Annotated in this window: 14 protein-coding genes and 1 pseudogene; 10 read left to right on the top strand and 5 right to left on the bottom strand. The window is 72.4% G+C overall.

The window, feature by feature from the left end; translation table 11 throughout:
• Positions 1–6 precede the first annotated feature (6 nt).
• Entirely contained in the window at positions 7–786 is a 780-nt protein-coding gene (locus tag JG616_RS03050; protein ID WP_199391637.1) for an enoyl-CoA hydratase-related protein, read from the bottom strand.
• A 180-nt stretch (positions 787–966) separates the two neighbouring features.
• Here JG616_RS03050 and JG616_RS03045 point away from each other — a divergent pair, with 180 nt between their 5' ends.
• The 3 genes and pseudogenes from JG616_RS03045 to JG616_RS03035 all read left to right on the top strand — a co-directional run bounded on the left by JG616_RS03045 (position 967) and on the right by JG616_RS03035 (position 3488).
• On the top strand, positions 967–1677 hold the full coding sequence (locus JG616_RS03045; RefSeq protein ID WP_199361221.1) for an FKBP-type peptidyl-prolyl cis-trans isomerase N-terminal domain-containing protein: 711 nt from the start codon (positions 967–969) through the stop codon (positions 1675–1677).
• A 127-nt stretch (positions 1678–1804) separates the two neighbouring features.
• Positions 1805–2628: pseudogene (locus JG616_RS03040) on the top strand (CoA pyrophosphatase).
• Positions 2625–3488, top strand: a complete 864-nt coding sequence (locus JG616_RS03035) for a sulfurtransferase (protein WP_199391636.1) — start codon at positions 2625–2627, stop codon at positions 3486–3488. Before JG616_RS03040 ends, JG616_RS03035 begins: the two are co-directional and overlap by 4 nt.
• Before the next feature lie 6 nt (positions 3489–3494).
• On the opposite strand, the gene JG616_RS03030 is transcribed toward JG616_RS03035, so the two are convergent.
• Entirely contained in the window at positions 3495–4253 is a 759-nt protein-coding gene (locus tag JG616_RS03030) for an enoyl-CoA hydratase/isomerase family protein (protein ID WP_199391635.1), read from the bottom strand.
• A 39-nt stretch (positions 4254–4292) separates the two neighbouring features.
• On the opposite strand from JG616_RS03030, the gene JG616_RS03025 reads away from it, so the two are divergent.
• The 7 genes from JG616_RS03025 (at position 4293) to JG616_RS02995 (ending at position 10711) form a co-directional block, all read left to right on the top strand.
• Positions 4293–4778: a copper chaperone PCu(A)C gene (locus JG616_RS03025; RefSeq protein WP_199391634.1), complete on the top strand. Its 486-nt coding sequence runs from the start codon at positions 4293–4295 to the stop codon at positions 4776–4778.
• Positions 4779–5163: 385 nt separating this feature from the next.
• Positions 5164–6084 carry a hypothetical protein gene (locus JG616_RS03020; protein WP_199391633.1) on the top strand — a complete coding sequence of 307 codons (921 nt, stop codon included), beginning with the start codon at positions 5164–5166 and terminating at the stop codon, positions 6082–6084.
• A gap of 198 nt (positions 6085–6282) precedes the next feature.
• The gene (locus tag JG616_RS03015) at positions 6283–6624 is read left to right on the top strand and encodes a hypothetical protein (protein WP_199391632.1); all 342 of its coding nucleotides are present in this window, start codon (positions 6283–6285) and stop codon (positions 6622–6624) included.
• Positions 6621–7334 (top strand): C39 family peptidase, encoded by a 714-nt coding sequence (locus JG616_RS03010; protein WP_234446597.1) that lies wholly within the window; start codon positions 6621–6623, stop codon positions 7332–7334. The genes JG616_RS03015 and JG616_RS03010 overlap by 4 nt, the downstream gene beginning before the upstream one ends.
• 1 nt (position 7335) lies before the next feature.
• A complete protein-coding gene (locus JG616_RS03005) occupies positions 7336–7854 on the top strand; it encodes a hypothetical protein (protein ID WP_199361238.1) in 519 nt (172 codons plus the stop codon).
• On the top strand, positions 7851–9203 hold the full coding sequence (locus JG616_RS03000; RefSeq protein ID WP_199361240.1) for an autotransporter outer membrane beta-barrel domain-containing protein: 1353 nt from the start codon (positions 7851–7853) through the stop codon (positions 9201–9203). The genes JG616_RS03005 and JG616_RS03000 overlap by 4 nt, the downstream gene beginning before the upstream one ends.
• A gap of 143 nt (positions 9204–9346) precedes the next feature.
• Entirely contained in the window at positions 9347–10711 is a 1365-nt protein-coding gene (locus tag JG616_RS02995; RefSeq protein ID WP_199391631.1) for a sigma-54 dependent transcriptional regulator, read from the top strand.
• A 6-nt stretch (positions 10712–10717) separates the two neighbouring features.
• On the opposite strand, the gene JG616_RS02990 is transcribed toward JG616_RS02995, so the two are convergent.
• The 3 genes from JG616_RS02990 to JG616_RS02980 all read right to left on the bottom strand — a co-directional run bounded on the left by JG616_RS02990 (position 10718) and on the right by JG616_RS02980 (position 16981).
• Positions 10718–11182, bottom strand: coding sequence for a thioesterase family protein (locus tag JG616_RS02990; protein WP_199391630.1), 465 nt, complete (start codon positions 11180–11182; stop codon positions 10718–10720).
• Positions 11179–14130 (bottom strand): excinuclease ABC subunit UvrA, encoded by a 2952-nt coding sequence (gene uvrA / locus JG616_RS02985; protein ID WP_199391629.1) that lies wholly within the window; start codon positions 14128–14130, stop codon positions 11179–11181. The genes JG616_RS02990 and uvrA overlap by 4 nt, the downstream gene beginning before the upstream one ends.
• Positions 14131–14560: 430 nt before the next feature.
• Positions 14561–16981 carry a S8 family serine peptidase gene (locus JG616_RS02980; protein WP_199391628.1) on the bottom strand — a complete coding sequence of 807 codons (2421 nt, stop codon included), beginning with the start codon at positions 16979–16981 and terminating at the stop codon, positions 14561–14563.
• Positions 16982–17026: the final 45 nt, after the last annotated feature.

Raw genomic sequence — 17026 nt, 5'->3', positions numbered from 1 at the left:
GCGGCCTCAGCGGTTGTTGAACGCCGGCTTGCGACGCTCGAGGAAGGCGCCCATGCCTTCGCGCGCATCCTCGGTCGAGAACGCCAGGCCGAACTGCGCGCTTTCGTATTCCAGGCCGTCATCGATCGCGCACTCGCCGCCGACATGGATCGCGTCGAGGATGCCGCGCATCGCCAGCGGCGCGTTGCCGGCGAGCTGCGTCGCCAGCGCCATGGTTTCGGTCTCCAGCTCCGCGGCCGGCACGACGCGGTTGACGAGGCCCAGCGCCCGCGCACGGTCGGCATCGACCGGCGCGCCGGTAAGCGTCATCTCCAGCGCGGCGGCGCGGCCGGCCAGGCGCAGCAGGCGCTGGCTGCCGCCGAAGCCCGGCAGCAGGCCCAGGGTCACCTCGGGCAGGCCGAGCTTCGCGGTGTCGGCGGCGATGCGCAGGTGGCAGCACATCGCCAGTTCCAGTCCGCCGCCCAGGGCGAAGCCGTTGACCATCGCCACCACCGGCTTGGGCATGCGCTCCATGCGCCGCATGAGGCGCTGGCCGACCAGCGAGAAGTCGCGCGCCTTCACTGCGCTGAGTCCCGACATCTCGGCGATGTCGGCGCCGGCCACGAAGGCACGGCTGCCGCTGCCGGTCAGCACCACGGCGCGCACCGCGTCGTCCGCGGCGGCTGCATCGAAGGCCACCTGCAGTGCCTCCAGGGTCGCCCGGTTCAGCGCATTCAGCTTGTCGGGGCGGTTGACGGTGAGGACGCGGACGGCGCCGTGGTCGGCGGCCAGGATCAGGTCGGACATGGGATCACTCGTGGTCGGGCGCGGCGCCGGGAACTCCGGGCGCCGCGCGGGGTCGGAGGCAGCGGTGTCAGTGGCGGTTAAGCACGGTCGCCAGTATCCTACCGTGTCCAGGCGGGGCGCCAAGCGCGCTCCTCCGAACTACCGGACACACCCAATCTGCAATCCCGGAGAGTCCCACGAATGAAGTTGCGCCTGCTTGCCGCCGCCCTTGCGGCCACCACCCTGGTTGCCGGCACGGCCGCCGCCCAGGACACCTCCTCCGAGAAGGGGAAGCTCAGCTACGCGATCGGTTACAACACCGGCGCCGAGCTTGCCGAGCTGACCGCGCGCGGTGAAGCCGTCGACGTCAACACCGTCATCAAGGCGCTGCAGGACGCGTACGGCAAGAAGGAGCCCACCGTTCCCGTCGACCAGCTGCGCACCGCGGTCGAGAACATGCAGAAGCGCCAGCAGGCCAAGATGGAGGCCGAGTTCCGCCAGCTCGCCGCCGCCAACAAGACCGCCAGCGACACCTTCCTCGCCCAGAACAAGGCCAAGGCGGGCGTGCAGAGCCTGCCGGGTGGCGTGCAGTACCGCGTCATCGAAACCGGCAACGGCGCCAAGCCGACCCAGGCCAGCGACGTGCAGCTGACCTACAAGGGTTCGCTGCCCGACGGCACCGTCCTGGTCGACACCAACCAGGTGCCGCAGGGCCAGACGCCCGGCCCGGTCGCGCTGAAGGTCAGCCAGGTGCCGCTCGAGGGCCTGCGCGAGGCGCTGCTGCAGATGCCGGCCGGCTCGCGCTGGGAAGTGGTCATGCCGGGCGAGAAGGCCTACGGCTCGGACATCCGCGCCGGCCGCATGGCCAACCAGGCCGTCGTGTTCGACGTCAAGCTGGTCAGCGTCAAGTGACCGCGGGGCGCCGCTGGCGCCCCTGCAGCGGTACGCGGCCCCGCGTCGCGCACCCCAACGCTCCAAGGACGCGCCGGCCCCGTGCCGGCGCGTTCGCGTCTGGACCCCTGGAACGCCGGGAGGCGGGATGAACACCCGAGTCCGCGCCGTGCAGAGTCCCTGCATCGGCGTCTGCACCCTCGACGACGAGGGCCTGTGCGACGGCTGCCTGCGCAGCGGCGACGAGATCGCGGCCTGGCTGTCGATGGACGACGCGCAGCGCGATCACATGATGGACACCGTGCTGCCGGCGCGCGAGGAGCGGCGCGGCCGGTGATGGCGCCGATGCCCGCCGATGCCGCGCTGCAGGCCGCGCTCGAGCCGCCCAACGCCGTGCCGGTGGGCCCGGCCTGGAACCTCGACGAACTGCGCGACCTGCTGCCCGCGCGCGCGGCGCTGGCCGACGCGGCGGTGCTGGTGCCGCTGCTCGGCGAGCGCGAGACGCGCGTCATCCTCACCCGCCGCCAAGATGGCCTGCGCCACCACGGCGGCCAGGTGAGCTTCCCCGGCGGACGGGTGGATCCCGGCGATGCCGGGCCGGTGGCCGCCGCGCTGCGCGAGGCCGAGGAGGAGATCGGCCTGCCGCGGCACGCGGCGCAGGTGCTCGGCTACCTCGATCCGCTGGCCACGATCTCCGGCTTCCGTGTGCTGCCGGTGGTGGCCCGCCTGCCGGCCGGCTTCGTGCCGCGGCCGCAGCCGGACGAGGTCGCCGAGGTCTTCAGCCTGCCGCTGTCCTGGCTGATGGCGCCGGAGAACCTCGACCGCATCGCGATCACCTTCGGCGGCTGCGAACGCCAGGTCTTCGAATACCAGCGCCACGCGGCGGCACCCGAGCAGCGGGTCTGGGGCGCGACCGCCTCGATCCTGTACAACCTGCGCCAGCGCCTGCTGGCCGCTGGAGGACTGCCATGAACGGATCGACCGGATGGACCACCCTGGTGCAGGCCGAGGTGCTTGCGCCGACCCTGGGCGACCCGCTGCTCGTGGTGCTCGACGCGCGCTTCTCGCTGGCCGATGCGTCGGCCGGCGAGAACGCCTGGAACCAGGCGCACATCCCCGGCGCGCGCTACGTGCACCTGGACCGCGACCTGTCGGGCACCCATGCAGCGGGCGCCGGGCGGCACCCCTGGCCTGGCGCGGCGGAGTTCGGACGCCTGCTCGCGGCCCGCGGGATCACGCCGGCGCACCAGGTGGTGGTCTACGACGCCGGCGACGGGGCCTTCGCCGCCCGTGCCTGGTGCCTGCTGCGGCTGGCCGGCCACGCGCGGGTGGCCGTGCTCGATGGAGGCTTCGAGGCCTGGAGCGCGCGCGGCCTGCCGCTCGAGGCGGAGCCGCCGCGCTTCGCGCCCGCGGCCACGCCGTATCCGGTCGACTTCGACCGCCGGGGCCTGTTCGACGCCGCGCGCGTGCACCGGCACCTGCAGGGCGGCGGCCTGCTGCTCGATGCGCGCGCCGGCGAGCGCTTCCGCGGCGAGGTCGAACCGATCGACAGGCGCGCCGGCCACGTGCCGGGCGCCACGTCGCGTCCCTACGCCTGCAACCTCGTCGACGGCCGCTTCAAGCCACGCGATGCGCTGGCCGCCGAATTCGCGGGACTGCTCGGAACGCGCGACGCGTCGGGGGTGGTGGTGATGTGCGGCTCCGGCGTCACCGCCTGCCACCACCTGCTGGCGATGGCGCATGCCGGGCTCGACGGCGCCGGCCTGTACACCGGCTCCTGGAGCGGCTGGATCGAGGATCCCGCGCGCCCCGTCTCCACCGGCGCGGCCTGAGCCGCGCTACTTGCCCAGGCGCGCCACCAGCGCGCGCAGCCCGGCCTGGGTGTCAGGGTCGTTCCAGGCATCCACGAAGGTCTCGATGTCGATGTTCTCGGGGGCCAGCGCGGCCAGCAGGTCGGCGCGCGCGATCGCGCGCGTGCGCAGCACCGGCTGGCGGGGCAGGGCGAGCAGGGCCTCCAGCCAGGCCACGGCGCGTGCCACCACCCCGGCCGGTGCGGCGAGTTCGTCCACCAGACCGATGTCCAGCGCACGTGCGCTGTCCACGAGTTCGCCGGTCACCAGCAGCAGCTCCGCGCGGTGGGCACCGATCGCGCGGCGCATCAGGTGCTGGATGCCGTCGGGCGCGACCAGGCCCACCCGGGTCTCGTTGAGGCCGATCCGGAACGGCCCTTCGGCCATGACCCGGTAGTCGCAGCACAGCGCCAGCACGCAGCCGCCGGCGGGCGAGTGGCCGGTGATCGCGGCCACCACCGGCACCGGCGAGGCGGCGATCGCGCGCGCGGCGTCGAGGAAGCCGGTCCAGGCCGCGCCGACGGCGTCGCGCGAGCCCAGGCCCATCAGGTGCGGCACGTCGAGACCGGCCGAGAACACCGTGTCGCCGCCCGACAGCACGATGCCCTGCGCGCCGGCCTCGACGGCTCGCTGAAGCGCCACGGTAATGCCTTCGCAGAGCGCGGGGTCGAGCGCGTTCACCGGCGGGCGTGCAAGCCGCAGTTCGACGATGGCGCCGTGACCGATGGTGTCGATGGATGCGCGCATGCAGCGGCCCTGGTTGGAAGTGGTGGCTATCATAGGCCCATGCACACCGCCCTCCGCCTCCTGCCGCACGCGCTGCTGTCGCTGGCGCTGACCCTCGTCGCTGCGCCGCATGTGCGGTCTGCCGAGCCCGCGCCGCCGACGGATGGAGCCGCCTGTACGCCGCGCATCGCCGAAGGATGGCTGCGCGCGCCGCCGATGCCGATGCCGATGATGGCCGGCTTCGCCCGCGTGCAGAACCCGTGCCCCGGGACGGTGGTGGTCACCGGTGCGCGCAGCGCCGCCTTCGCCAACGTGGAGCTGCACGAGACCCGCGTCGTCGACGGTGTCAGCCGCATGCGCGCAGTGCAGCGGATGCCGGTCCCGGCGGGCGATGAAACGGTCCTGCGCCCGGGCGGCCTGCACCTGATGCTGATGCGTCCGGTGGCGCCGCTGGCCGAAGGTGACGTCGCCCGCGTCGAGTTCCTGCTGTCGGACGGCCGCCGCATCGGCGCCGACTTCGTCGTCCGCGCGCCAGGGGCGCGCTGACCCGACCGCCCGCGGCCGGTGGCGTCCGCGGACGCCCGGGCGGTGGCAGGTTGCAGCAATGAAACACCCGCCCGGCGCCAGCGCGCCGGGCGCGATCGCGTTCGCCGGTGCGGCTCCGCTCGGGTCTCCGGCTTCGCGTGGGGGCTCCATGCGCCGCCTGGACGGCCCGCCGCGTTGCAGGCCTGAAACCTTCTCGGCGCGGAATGCGGCCTTCGCGGCGCGCCAGCGCCCGCCGACATCGATCGCAAGCCCGAAAACCCTTGCGGATCAGCTGCTTGCATATCGATGCAGGCGACTGGCACCAAACCTGCGGGAGTGGCTTGGCTCCGACCTGCATGACCTCCCCCATGCAGGCCGGCGCAACAATCCCCCTAGGAGAACGACGATGCGCATCCGCAAGAGCATGTTGGCCATGGCCGTGGTGCTGTGCCTTGGACTGTCCGCCCAGGCATGGGCGCAGGACAACACCCAGAACGAACGCGGCGCCGGCGACAACAACGCCAGTAATACCGAAGACAACAGCAGCGGCGACGGCCGCGACAACGCCGGCATGGCCGACGCCTCGGGCGCGTCCGCCGCGTCCGCGAACAACGGCAGTGCCGCCAGCACGAGCATCGCGAGCTCGTTCAACACCAGTACCGCGGTCGCGACCACCAACCTCAGCGCCACCGTGTCCGGAAACGGCGTGCAGGTGTTCGGCAACATCGCCACCAACAACGGCGGCGCCGACGGCGGAGCCGGCGGCGCGGCTCTCGGCGGCATGGCGCTGGCGGGAGGTGGATCCGCGGGTGACGGTGGCGACAGCGGCGATGCCGACGCGTCCAGCGACCGCGACGGTGACTCGTCGGCGTCCGGCTGGGCCGGAACGCAGGGTTCGTCGTCGGCCGGCTCCTCGGCCAGTGCCGGTGCCGACGGCGACGTCGGTGACGGCGACCTGGGCTGGGCCGACTCCGATGCCACGGCCACCGCGGGCGACGCCACGGCCTCGGCCGACGGCACCACCAGCGGCGGCGACACCACGGCCGACAACTCGGGCAGCAGCGGCGATGCCACGGCCAGCTCCGGAACCGGCGGTGCCGGCGGCGGCGCGGGCGGCGGCAGCGCGACCGGCGGGGAAGCCACCGGTGGAGCGGGCGGCGCAGGCGGCACCAGCTGGGCGCATGGCGGCACCTTCGACATGTCGAACTCGATGGACGGCTCGGCCAACGCCGCGGCCGGCATCATGGTGCTGGCGCAGAACAGCGGTGCGACCTCGCTCATCCAGCAGGGCGTGACCGTGCAGGCCAACCTCAACGTCGGTCCCTGACGGGTCCGGGTCCAGGCGCGCGCCGCGGGTCCACCCCCCGGCGCGCGTGGCCCCGGTGCAGGAGGAAGGGAAAGCCCCGCATCGTGGTTACCGTGAGAGGCGGCCCACCACACCGGCGGGCCCGGGCGGGGCCGGGGCCCGGGCGCCCGCGGGGGGCCCCCCCCGCGGCGCGCTTCGCCCCTGTCCAGGAGGACGGACATGCCCGTCATCGTGATTCCAGTCATCGTCGGCGCGCTGGCGCTGGCGTCGCCGCCGGGCGAGCCGGTCGCGGTCGAGGGCTTCGGCGAGGCGCTGGGCGGCCAGGCGCTCGAGGCCATGCGCGGCGGCGAGTCGTCGAGCGTGGTCGTGGTCGAGGCCAACAACACCGGCACCGTGGACGGCAACAGCGCCGTCGGCACGGTCGGTGGCCCCAACACGGTCACCGGTGGCGCCTTCGGCAACGCGGCCGGCATCAACACCGTGATCCAGAACAGCGGGGCCAACGTGCTGATCCAGAGCGGCACCGCGGTCAACGTGCAGTTCGGCGGGGGCGGTCCGTGAGGCAGCGGCCCGCCGCGGCGGCGTCGACGCTGCTGCTGGCCGCCGGCCTGGCCTGGCAGGTGGCCCTGCCGGCAGCGGCGCAGGCGTCGACCGCCGAGGTGCGCGTGCCCTACGGCGGCAGCTACGCGGTGCCCGTGACCAGCCTCAAGGCCGCGCGCTACCGCACCACCGTGCCGCAGCAGCACGACTTCAGCTGTGGCTCGGCCGCGATCGCGACCCTGCTGACCTTCCAGTACGGGCACCCGGTCGGCGAGGCCGAGGTGTTCCGCGAGATGTATGCCCGCGGCGACCAGGCACGGATCCGCCGCGAGGGGTTCTCGCTGCTCGACATGCGCGCCTATCTCGAGGCGCAGGGATACGCCGCCGACGGATTCGAGGTGCCGCTGGACCGCCTGCTCGAGGAAGGCCTGCCGGCGATCGTGCTGCTCAACGACCGCGGCTACCGCCACTTCGTGGTGGTCAAGGGAATGCGCGCCGGTCGCGTGCTGGTCGGCGATCCCGCGCGCGGGACGCGGCTGCTGCCCAGGCGCCAGTTCGAGCGCCTGTGGGACAACGGCGTGCTGTTCGTGGTCCACAACCGCCGCGAGCTCGCGGCCTTCAATGCCGCGCGCGACTGGCGCCTGGCGCCGATGGCGCCGCTGGCGAGCGCGGTACAGCGCACCGGCCTGCAGGACGTGGTCCTCAGCCGCCGCGGACCGGGGGACATCTGACATGAAGATTCGTGCCGCCAGACGCATTGGATGGCCGCTGCTGGTGACGGCGCTGCTGGCCCTGGCCGCGGTGGGGTGGCCGGCACCCTCGGAGGCCGCGGAGCCCGCCCTGCCGGACGGCTGGGTACCGGTGGCCCCGGAGCGGCTCGCGGCGATGCGCGGCGGCTATGCGCTGCCGTCGGGCCTGGTGGTCGTATTCGGCTTCGAGCGCCAGGCCTGGGTGAACGGCGCGCTGGTGGCGTCGCTCAGGGTCGACATCCCCGACGTCGGGCGCATGAGCCAAGCCCAGGCAGGCGAGCTCGCCCAATTGCAGCAGACGCAGGTGGTGCAGGTGGGACCCGGCAACCTCGACACCCTGGCGGGGGGCGCGGGCCTGGTCATCCAGAACACGCTGGACGCGACCCAGATCCGCGTCCAGACCACGGTCGATGCCGGCACCGGGGCGCTCGGCCTGCTGCAGGCGATGAATTTCAGCGAAGCCCTGGGCCGTGCCGGCCTGGGTCCGGCGGGAACGCCATGACCGCCACGCGTGGCCGCGGCCCGGCACTCGCCCTGCTGGCGGCGGCGCTGGCGATGCCGCTGCCGGCCTGGACCCAGGACGCCGGGGCGCCGGCGGCGGACGAGGCGCGCATCCGCACGCTGGAGGCGCGACTCGACGAACAGGCGCGCCAGATCCGCGAGCTGCGCGAGTACGTGCAGGGCCAGCGCACCGGCTGGGACGAGGGCGCCGGCGGCGGCGTCGACGCCTGGCGGCTGGACGACCTGCGCGCGCGCGGCGCGGCAGGAGCGGCGCTTCCGGCCGGACCGGCGATGGCCGCGGCGGTCGTGGCTGGCCAGTCCGGCGAAGACCATCCGGTGCCCGTGGGGCAGGCGCCGGAGGAGTCCACGCGGCCGCCCGAGGTCGCGCAGATCTTCGACCAGCCGGGCGTGCTCACGCCGCGCGGCACCCTGGTGCTCGAGCCCTCGCTGCAGACCGGCTATTACTCCAATGACCGCGTGGCGCTGATCGGCTACACGGTGATCCCGGCGATCCTGATCGGCCTCATCGACGTGCGCCAGGTCAAGACGACCAGCCTCTCGGTCGGCCTGGCGGCGCGCTATGGCCTCGCCAACCGCTTCGAGCTCGAGCTGAAGGTGCCGTACATGTACCTCCGCGGCGACACCGTCAGCCGCGAGATCTTCACCGGCTCCGCCCAGGACAGCGTCTTCAGCGCCGACGGCAGCGGGCTCGGCGACATCGAGATGACGGCGCGCTACCAGCTGCCCAACAAGGGCGCCGACCGGCCGTTCTACGTGCTCTGGCTGCGCTACAAGACCCGCACCGGCGAAGACCTGTTCGACGTCACCACCGACTGCGTCACCCGCTGCGTGGCCAACGCCACCGGCACCGGCCTGCCGCTGGAGTTGCCCACGGGCAGCGGCTTCGCTTCGGTGCAACCAGGCGTCACCTGGATGTACGCCTCCGACCCGGTGGTGTTCTTCGGCAGCCTGAGCTACCTGCACAACTTCGCGCGCAAGGACGTGTCCCGCACCACGCTGACCGGCGCGCCCGAAGGCTTCCCGCAGACCACGACCGAGTTCCTGGGCGAAGTGGATGCGGGCGACATCATCGGATTCAACGTGGGCGTCGGCCTGGCCCTGAACGAGCGCGCCGCGATCAGCATCGGCTACGACCACAACATCGTGCAGCGCTCGCAGCAGAACGGCAGTGACCTGCCCGGTTCGGTGCGGGTGGTGCTGGGCACGCTGATGCTGGGCACCACCTACCGGATCAGCGAGCGCACCAGCCTCAACATCGCGCTGGGCGCCGGCATGACCCGCGACACCCCCGACGTCACCCTGGTCGCGCGGCTGCCGATCCGCTTCTGACCGCGCCGCGGCGCGATCGTCGCCCCGGCGGCGCGTCGTGCTGTCCGCTTCGCGGAGGCAGGCGCGTTGGCTGGTGGACACGGAGACGGGAGGCCATCCGAAGGGGGCGGGTGCGGCGCAACGGCATGCCTGGACGCACTGGAGTGCGCGGATTCATCCATTGGGTCGTCGCGGGGAGCGGAGTCGTCGAGGCGCTGCCCGCCGGACTGGGCGGGCGGGGCTGGGAGGCGCGGATGGTGTCCTCGGCCGACGCGATCCCCGGCCTGCTGGCCGACGGCGGCAGCTGCAGCGCCGGCCTGCTCGACCTGCGCGGCGGCGCCGAGCCGACCGCGCACGCGCTGGACCGCATCCGCGAGGTGCTGGGTCGCGGCGGCCTGGGCTGGGTCGCCGGGCTGGCGCCGGGCCAGGTGCGGCTGGAGCAGGTCCGCCAGCTGGTGCGCGACCACTGCCACGACTACGTGGTGCTGCCCTGCGACGACGGCCTGCTGGCCACGGTGCTGGGGCACGCCCACGGCATGGCGCGGCTCGAGGACCGCGGCGTGTCGGCGCCGCGTCCGCTGCCGTCGATGGACGGCATGATCGGCGACAGCCCGGTGATGCAGGCCCTGTACCGCCAGCTGCAGCGCGCCGCGCTGACCGATGCGCCGGTCTGCATCGGCGGCGATACCGGCACCGGCAAGGAGCTCGCCGCCGCGGCGATCCACCGGCATTCCCGCCGCCATGGCGCACCGCTGGTGGTGATCAACTGCGGCGCGATCCCCGACAGCCTGGTGCAGTCGGAGCTGTTCGGCTTCGAGCGCGGCGCGTTCACCGGCGCCAACCAGCGCAAGCGCGGACGCTTCGAGCATGCCGACGGCGGCACCCTGTTCCTCGACGAGATCGGCGACCTGCCGCTGGAGTCCCAGGCCTCGCTCCTGCGCTTCCTCGAGCAGGGCACGATCCAGCGCCTGGGCGGCCACGAGGACGTCGCGGTGAACGCGCGCATCATCTGCGCCACCCACGTCGACCTCGCGACCGCGGTCGAGCGCGGCCGCTTCCGCGAGGACCTGTACCACCGCCTGCGCGTCATCGAGCTGCACATGCCGCCGCTGCGCGAGCGCGGCGGCGACATCGCGCTGCTGGCGGCCTGGGCGCTGGACCGGCATACGGGGGAGGCGGGGAGCCGGGTTCGCGGCTTCACCCGCGACGCGCTGCGCGCGCTGCACGACCACGGCTGGCCCGGCAACGTGCGCGAACTGGTGAACCGCGTGCGCCAGGCGGTGGTGATGGCCGAGGGCACGCGGATCACCGCGCGCGACCTGCGCCTGCAGGAGGCGGGCGTGGCGCTGCAGACCCTGGGCGAGGCGCGGCTGGAAGGCGAGCGCGCCGCCATCGAGCGTGCGCTGCTGCGCAACAGCGGCCGCCTGCAGGCGGCCGCGCGCGACCTCGGCATCTCCCGGGTCACCCTCTACCGGCTGATGAACCGGCACGGGCTGCGCGGCGGCGAGGACGCCACCGGAACCGGCTGAGGCGGCTCAGCCCCCGGCGACCCGCCTGACCGCCCCCGGCAGGGCGGTGGGCCGGCCGGTGCGGCGATCGACCCAGACCATCACCACGTGGCCGTCGGCGTGCAGGGTGCCGCCGTCGGCGCCGGTGATGCGGTGGCCGATGGTGACGCTGCTGGTGCCGACCCGGTCGGCGGTCAGTTCGACCACGATCGAGCCCGGATACGGGATCGGCTGCCGGTAGTTCATCTGCACCGCGGCAAGCAGCGGCGCGGTTTCGTCGGTCACCCAGTCCTCGCCCAGCGATTCGAACCAGCGGATCCGGGCCTCCTCCAGGTAGGTCATGAAGTTGGAGTTGTTGACGTGGTTGAAGGCGTCCAGGTCGCGCCAGCGGAGCTCGATCGGCATGCGGTGGAGGAGGGCGCCATGCTCGGCGGGGGCGCGCTGGGCGGGGGCGTGCTTGTCGGGGGCATGCTTGTCGGGTTCGTGGCTCATGAGATGTCCCGGGCCTTGCGGCGGCGCGTGGGGATGCCGGTCTTGCCGCGCGCACGCGGCTTCGCCGGCTCGGCGATGGTGGGCACGGTGGCGCGCGCGGCGTGTTCCTCGAGCAGCTTGGCGAGGAAGCGGCCGGTATGCGACTGCGGCATGGCGGCGACCTCCTCCGGCGTGCCCTGGGCGATGATCTCGCCACCGCGGTGCCCGCCGTCGGGGCCCAGGTCGATGACGTGGTCGGCGGTCTTGATCACGTCCAGGTTGTGTTCGATCACCACCACGGTGTTGCCGTCGTCGCGCAGCTTGTGCAGCACGCCCAGCAGGTGGTCGATGTCGTGGAAGTGCAGGCCGGTGGTCGGCTCGTCGAGGATGTACAGCGTGCGCCCGGTGTCGCGGCGCGAGAGCTCCTTCGACAGCTTGACGCGCTGCGCCTCGCCGCCCGACAGCGTGGTCGCCGACTGCCCCAGGCGGATATAGCCCAGGCCGACGTCGGCCAGCGTCTCCAGCTTGCGCGCGAGCGTCGGCACCGTGTGGAACAGGTCCAGCGCCGCCTCGACGGTCAGCTCGAGCACCTCGTGGATGTTCAGGCCCTTGTAGCGGATCTCGAGCGTTTCGCGGTTGTAGCGCTTGCCGCCGCAGACGTCGCAGGGCACGTAGATGTCGGGCAGGAAGTGCATCTCGACCTTGAGCAGGCCGTCGCCCTGGCAGGCCTCGCAGCGGCCGCCGCGCACGTTGAAGCTGAAGCGCCCCGGGCCGTAGCCGCGCGCGCGCGCCTCGGGCACCTGCGCGAACAGCTCGCGCAGCGGCGTGAACAGCCCGGTGTAGGTCGCCGGATTGGAGCGCGGCGTGCGCCCGATCGGCGACTGGTCGATGTCGACCACCTTGTCGAACAGGTCCAGGCCCTCGACCGTGCGGAACGGCGCCGGCTTGTGCGAGGCGCCGTTGATCTCGTTCGCGGCCAGCGCGTACAGGGTGTCGTTGATCAGGGTCGACTTGCCCGAGCCCGAAACCCCGGTGACCACGGTGAACAGCCCGTGCGGGATCACCAGGTCGACGTCCTTGAGGTTGTTGCCGCTGGCCCCCAGCAGGCGCAGGGCCAGCTTCGGATTCGGCGCGTGGCGCGTGGCGGGAACCTCGATGCGGCGCGTGCCGGACAGGTACTGGCCGGTCAGCGAGCGCGGCGCGGCCAGCACGTCGGCGTAGCTGCCCTGGGCGACCACCTCGCCGCCGTGCACGCCGGCGCCGGGTCCGATGTCGACGATGTGGTCGGCCAAGCGGATCGCGTCCTCGTCGTGCTCGACCACGATCACCGTGTTGCCGAGGTCGCGCAGGCGCGTCAGCGTGCCCAGCAGGCGTTCGTTGTCGCGCTGGTGCAGGCCGATCGAGGGCTCGTCGAGGACGTACATCACGCCGACCAGGCCGGCGCCGATCTGGCTGGCCAGGCGGATGCGCTGGGCCTCTCCGCCCGAGAGCGAATCGGCCTTGCGCTCGAGCGTCAGGTAGTCGAGGCCGACATCGACCAGGAAGCCGAGCCGCTCGCGGATTTCCTTGACGATGCGCTCGGCCACTTCGCCGCGCCAGCCGGGCAGTTCCAGCTGGCGGAAGAACGCCAGCGCCTCGCCGATCGGCAGCACCACGATCGACGGCATCGCGCGTTCGGCGACGAAGACGTTCCGCGCCGAACGGTTCAGGCGCGCGCCTTCGCAGTCGGGGCAGGGTTGTTCGCTGATGTACTTGGCGAGCTCCTCGCGCACGGCGGCCGATTCGGTCTCGCGGTAGCGGCGCTCGAGGTTCGGGACGATGCCTTCGAAGCGGTGGCGACGCTTGCTGCGCACGCCGCCCTCGGTCATGTAGGTGAAGCCGATGGCCTCGTTGCCGCTGCCGAACAGCACCGCCTGGCGCACGTCCTCGGGCAGCTCCTGCCAGCGGGTGTCGACGCTGAAGCCGTAGTGCTTCGCGAGCGAGGCGATGAGCTGGAAGTAGTAATGGTTGCGCCGGTCCCAGCCGCGCACCGCGCCCGCGGCCAGCGACTGCTCGGGATGCACCACCACGCGTCCCGGATCGAAGAACTGGCTCACGCCCAGGCCGTCGCAGGTGGGACAGGCGCCGGCGGGCGCGTTGAACGAGAACAGCCGCGGCTCGAGCTCGGGCAGGGCGTAGTCGCAGACCGGGCAGCTGTAGCGCGACGAGAACAGCAGCGGCTCGACCGCGGCATCCTCGAGCGCCCGCACCTCGGCCATGCCGTCGCCCAGCTTCAGCGCCGTCTCGAAGGACTCCGCCAGACGCTGCTGCATGTCCTCGCGCACGCGGAAGCGGTCGATCACCGCCTCGATGGTGTGCTTCTGGCGCAGCGCGAGCGGCGGCACCGCATCGATCTCGTACACCGCGCCGTCGACGCGCACGCGCACGTAGCCCTGGGCGCGCAGCTGCTCGAACACCTGGGCGTGCTCGCCCTTGCGCTCGCGCACCACGGGCGCCAGCAGCATCCAGCGCCGCTCGGCGTGGGCCGGGTCGGCGGCCAGCGCCATGACCTGGTCGACCATCTGGCTGACGGTCTGCGCCTCGAGCGGGTAGTGGTGGTCGGGACAGCGCGGCTGGCCCACGCGGGCGTACAGCAGGCGCAGGTAGTCGTAGACCTCGGTGATCGTGCCGACCGTGGAGCGCGGGTTGTGCGAGGTCGATTTCTGCTCGATCGCGATCGCCGGCGACAGGCCTTCGATGTGGTCGACGTCGGGCTTGTCCATCACGCTCAGGAACTGGCGCGCATAGGCCGACAGGGATTCGACGTAGCGGCGCTGGCCCTCGGCATAGATGGTGTCGAAGGCCAGCGACGACTTGCCGGAACCGGACAGGCCCGTGACCACGATCAGCTTGTCGCGGGGCAGGTCGAGGCTGATGTCCTTCAGGTTGTGCGTACGGGCTCCGCGGATGCGGATGAGGTCCAGCGCCATGCGGGTGGGGTCCGGGGTCGGGTAAGGGGAGCGGAGGGCGATCGACCAGCCTACCGAGCCCCCTTGATGGGGGCAATCGCGGGGATTTCCAGCTCGGGCGCCGCGCCCGGTGCATCGCCGCGGCGCTTTGACGCATGGCCTGCTGCCGCTCATGTCCCCCGACGCCGGCCCGCCGGGCCGGCATCTCCTCCTTGACTTCCCGTCAGCAGGCCACGCGCCAAAGCGTTGCAGGCCGCGGGCGACCGGAGCAAGAACAAGAGCGGGAGCCGCGCGCTGGCCCCGGCAGCAGGCTTCGCACCCCAGCACCGCCAAGCATCCCGCCGGACAGCGTGCCGGAATCGGCCGACGCGCAATGCCAGGACCTGGGAGAAGCGGCAAAAGAAAGGGGCCCGGCGAACCGGGCCCCTCGTGTTGCGCCTTGCGTCCGGGATCAGCGACGCGCGGTGTAGTTCACCGTGATCTCGGCGGAGCATTCATCGGTGCCGGCGTTGCAGACCTGGTAGGTCGCGCTGCCGGGGCCGACGGCGCCCGCGTTGAAGGTGTGCATGAGTTCGCCGTTGTTGGCGACCGTGGCGGCCACCTCGCCGTTGAACACCACGTCGACCTGCTCACCCTCGCCACCCGACCAGGTCAGGGGAACGCGGACGCGCTGGCCGCGCAGGACGAACACATAGCGGGCCGTGAGGTCGTCCGGAGCCACGCCACCGCCCGGACCGCCGACGTAGCTGGCGGTCAGCGACAGCCCGGACGCCGCGGCATAGCCGTGGACGCGGACATACCACTGGCCGGCCTGCGGGGTCGGGAACGCGCAGTTCTCGTTGTTCCCGGTGTTCCACGAACGGCAGTCGTACAGCGTGTTGGTCGGAACCTCGTTGCGGCGGACGTACAGGTCGGCGTCACCGCCGGCCGCACCCGCAAGCTGCACGTTCAGGTCGGTCGCGCCTTCCGGCACGTCGATGAAGTACAGCAGCTGCTCGCCGGTGCCGACGCTCAGACCACTGACCGTGACGCCATTCTCCAGCTCGCCGGTCGGCGGCGGCGGCGGCGGGGGCGGCGGACCGTCCTCGTCGTAGGTACCGGTAAGCGTCCAGTTGTCGGATGCGCTGTAGGCATCGACGCGGACGTGCCAGGTGCCGGCCTCGGGGTTGTCGATGGTGCAGGTCTCGGCCACCGCGCCACCGGTGTACGGGCGGCAGTCGTAGAGCGCATCGGTCGGAGCCGCACCGAAGCGGACATACAGGTCCGAATCGCCGGTGCCCGGTGCCATGGTGAACACCAGGCTGCCCATGTCTTCCGGAACTTCCAGGGTGTAGAAGCGGTCCTCGCCCGCACCCATCGGCCCGGCGTTCACCGTGACCCCGTTCTCGAGCTCGACCGGCGGCGGCGGCGGCGGCGGCTCCGGCGGATCGTCCGGCAGCTCCTCGGTGCCATCGGCCACGGCCACCGCGCGACCCGCGTCGATCAGGCTGGCGCACCACAGGGACGCGGTGCTGCAGCCGGTGACGAGGCCGTTGGCGTCATACCCGGTGTTGCGCAGCATGGTCTCGACCTCGTCCGGCGGCAGGTGTTCGCCGGCGGCTTCCATCATCAGCGCGGCGGTGCCGGCCACGTGCGGGGCCGCCATCGAGGTGCCGGCGTACCACGCATACGAGTCGTCCTCCGGGCCTTCGAGACCGGTGTTGAGGGTCGACAGCACCTGGTTGGTCGCGGGCATGACGCCACTGCCGGCCGGGGCCGCGACGCTGATGCCGGAGCCGTAGTTGGTGCTGGCGTACTTGGTGTTGTTCGGGCCGGTGCCGGCAACGGCGATCACGCCGTCGCAGCCCGCGGGGCTGAAGTTCGCCACGTCGGAACTGGAGTTGCCGGCCGCCGCGATCACGGTGGTGCCATTGGCGATCGCGAGGTCGATCGCGTCCTGCATGGCCGTCGGGCAGACGGTCGAGCCACCCAGGCTCAGGTTGATGATGTGCGCCGGGGTGGCGTTGGCCGGCACGCCCGGGACGGTGCCGCCCGAGGCCCAGACGATGGCGTCGTTGATGTCTGCGAACGAGCCGCCGGCGTTGCCCAGGACGCGCACGTGCTGGACCTTGGCGCCGTGTGCGACGCCGGCGACGCCGAGGCTGTTGTTGGTCAGCGCGGCGACGGTGCCGGCGACGTGGGTGCCGTGCCAGCTGCTGTCGTACTTGTCGTCCCAGTCGCCGGTATCGGTCGGGTCGGCGTCGCGACCGTCGCCGTCGCGCGCGTTGGCGGGATCGGAGATGAAGTCGTAGCCCGCGACGAACTGGCCGGTGAGGTCTTCGTGCTCGAGCTCGCCGGTATCGAGCACGGCGACGATGTAGCCGCTGCCGTCGGCGGTGTCCCAGGCTTCGGTGGCATTGATGCCCATGCCGCCGCCCTTGTAATGCCACTGCTGCGCGAACATCGGATCATTGGGTTCGAACGCGCGGTACAGGCGGCCGTTCGGCTCGACCGCCCGGACGGACGGGTGCTTCATCAGCGCGACTTCGAGCTGCCTGCGCTCGACGACGTCGATATCCCGGTTGGTGCGGATCAGCTGGGCGCCGGTGCCGGTGGTCCGCTCGATGGTGATGCGGGCACCGAGCGCCTTGCCGATCGCGTCGAGCTGGCGCTGCATGTCCGCGGCGGGCTTCGCGCCCTTGTGGAAGCTCACCAGGAAGCTGTCGTAGTGCGTGTCGGCGGGGGCCTTCAGGTTGGTGCCATAGGCCTGCGCGGGCTTGGAAAAGACCGGCTGCTTGGCCACCGCCTTCTGCATCTGGGCGATCTTGCCGGCCGCTGGCGTGCGCATGGCCGAGTAGGCGGGCGCCGCGAACAGGGCGGCGGTGATCGCCACTGCCAGTGCGGTCGTTGTGTTGCTCCGAGTCGTGCTTGTCATTTC

The sequence above is a fragment of the Luteimonas sp. MC1895 genome (assembly GCF_016457215.1).
Lineage (GTDB): Bacteria > Pseudomonadota > Gammaproteobacteria > Xanthomonadales > Xanthomonadaceae > Luteimonas.
Note: the sequence above shows the minus strand (reverse complement) of the source record. Positions and strands in the feature narration are given on the sequence as shown.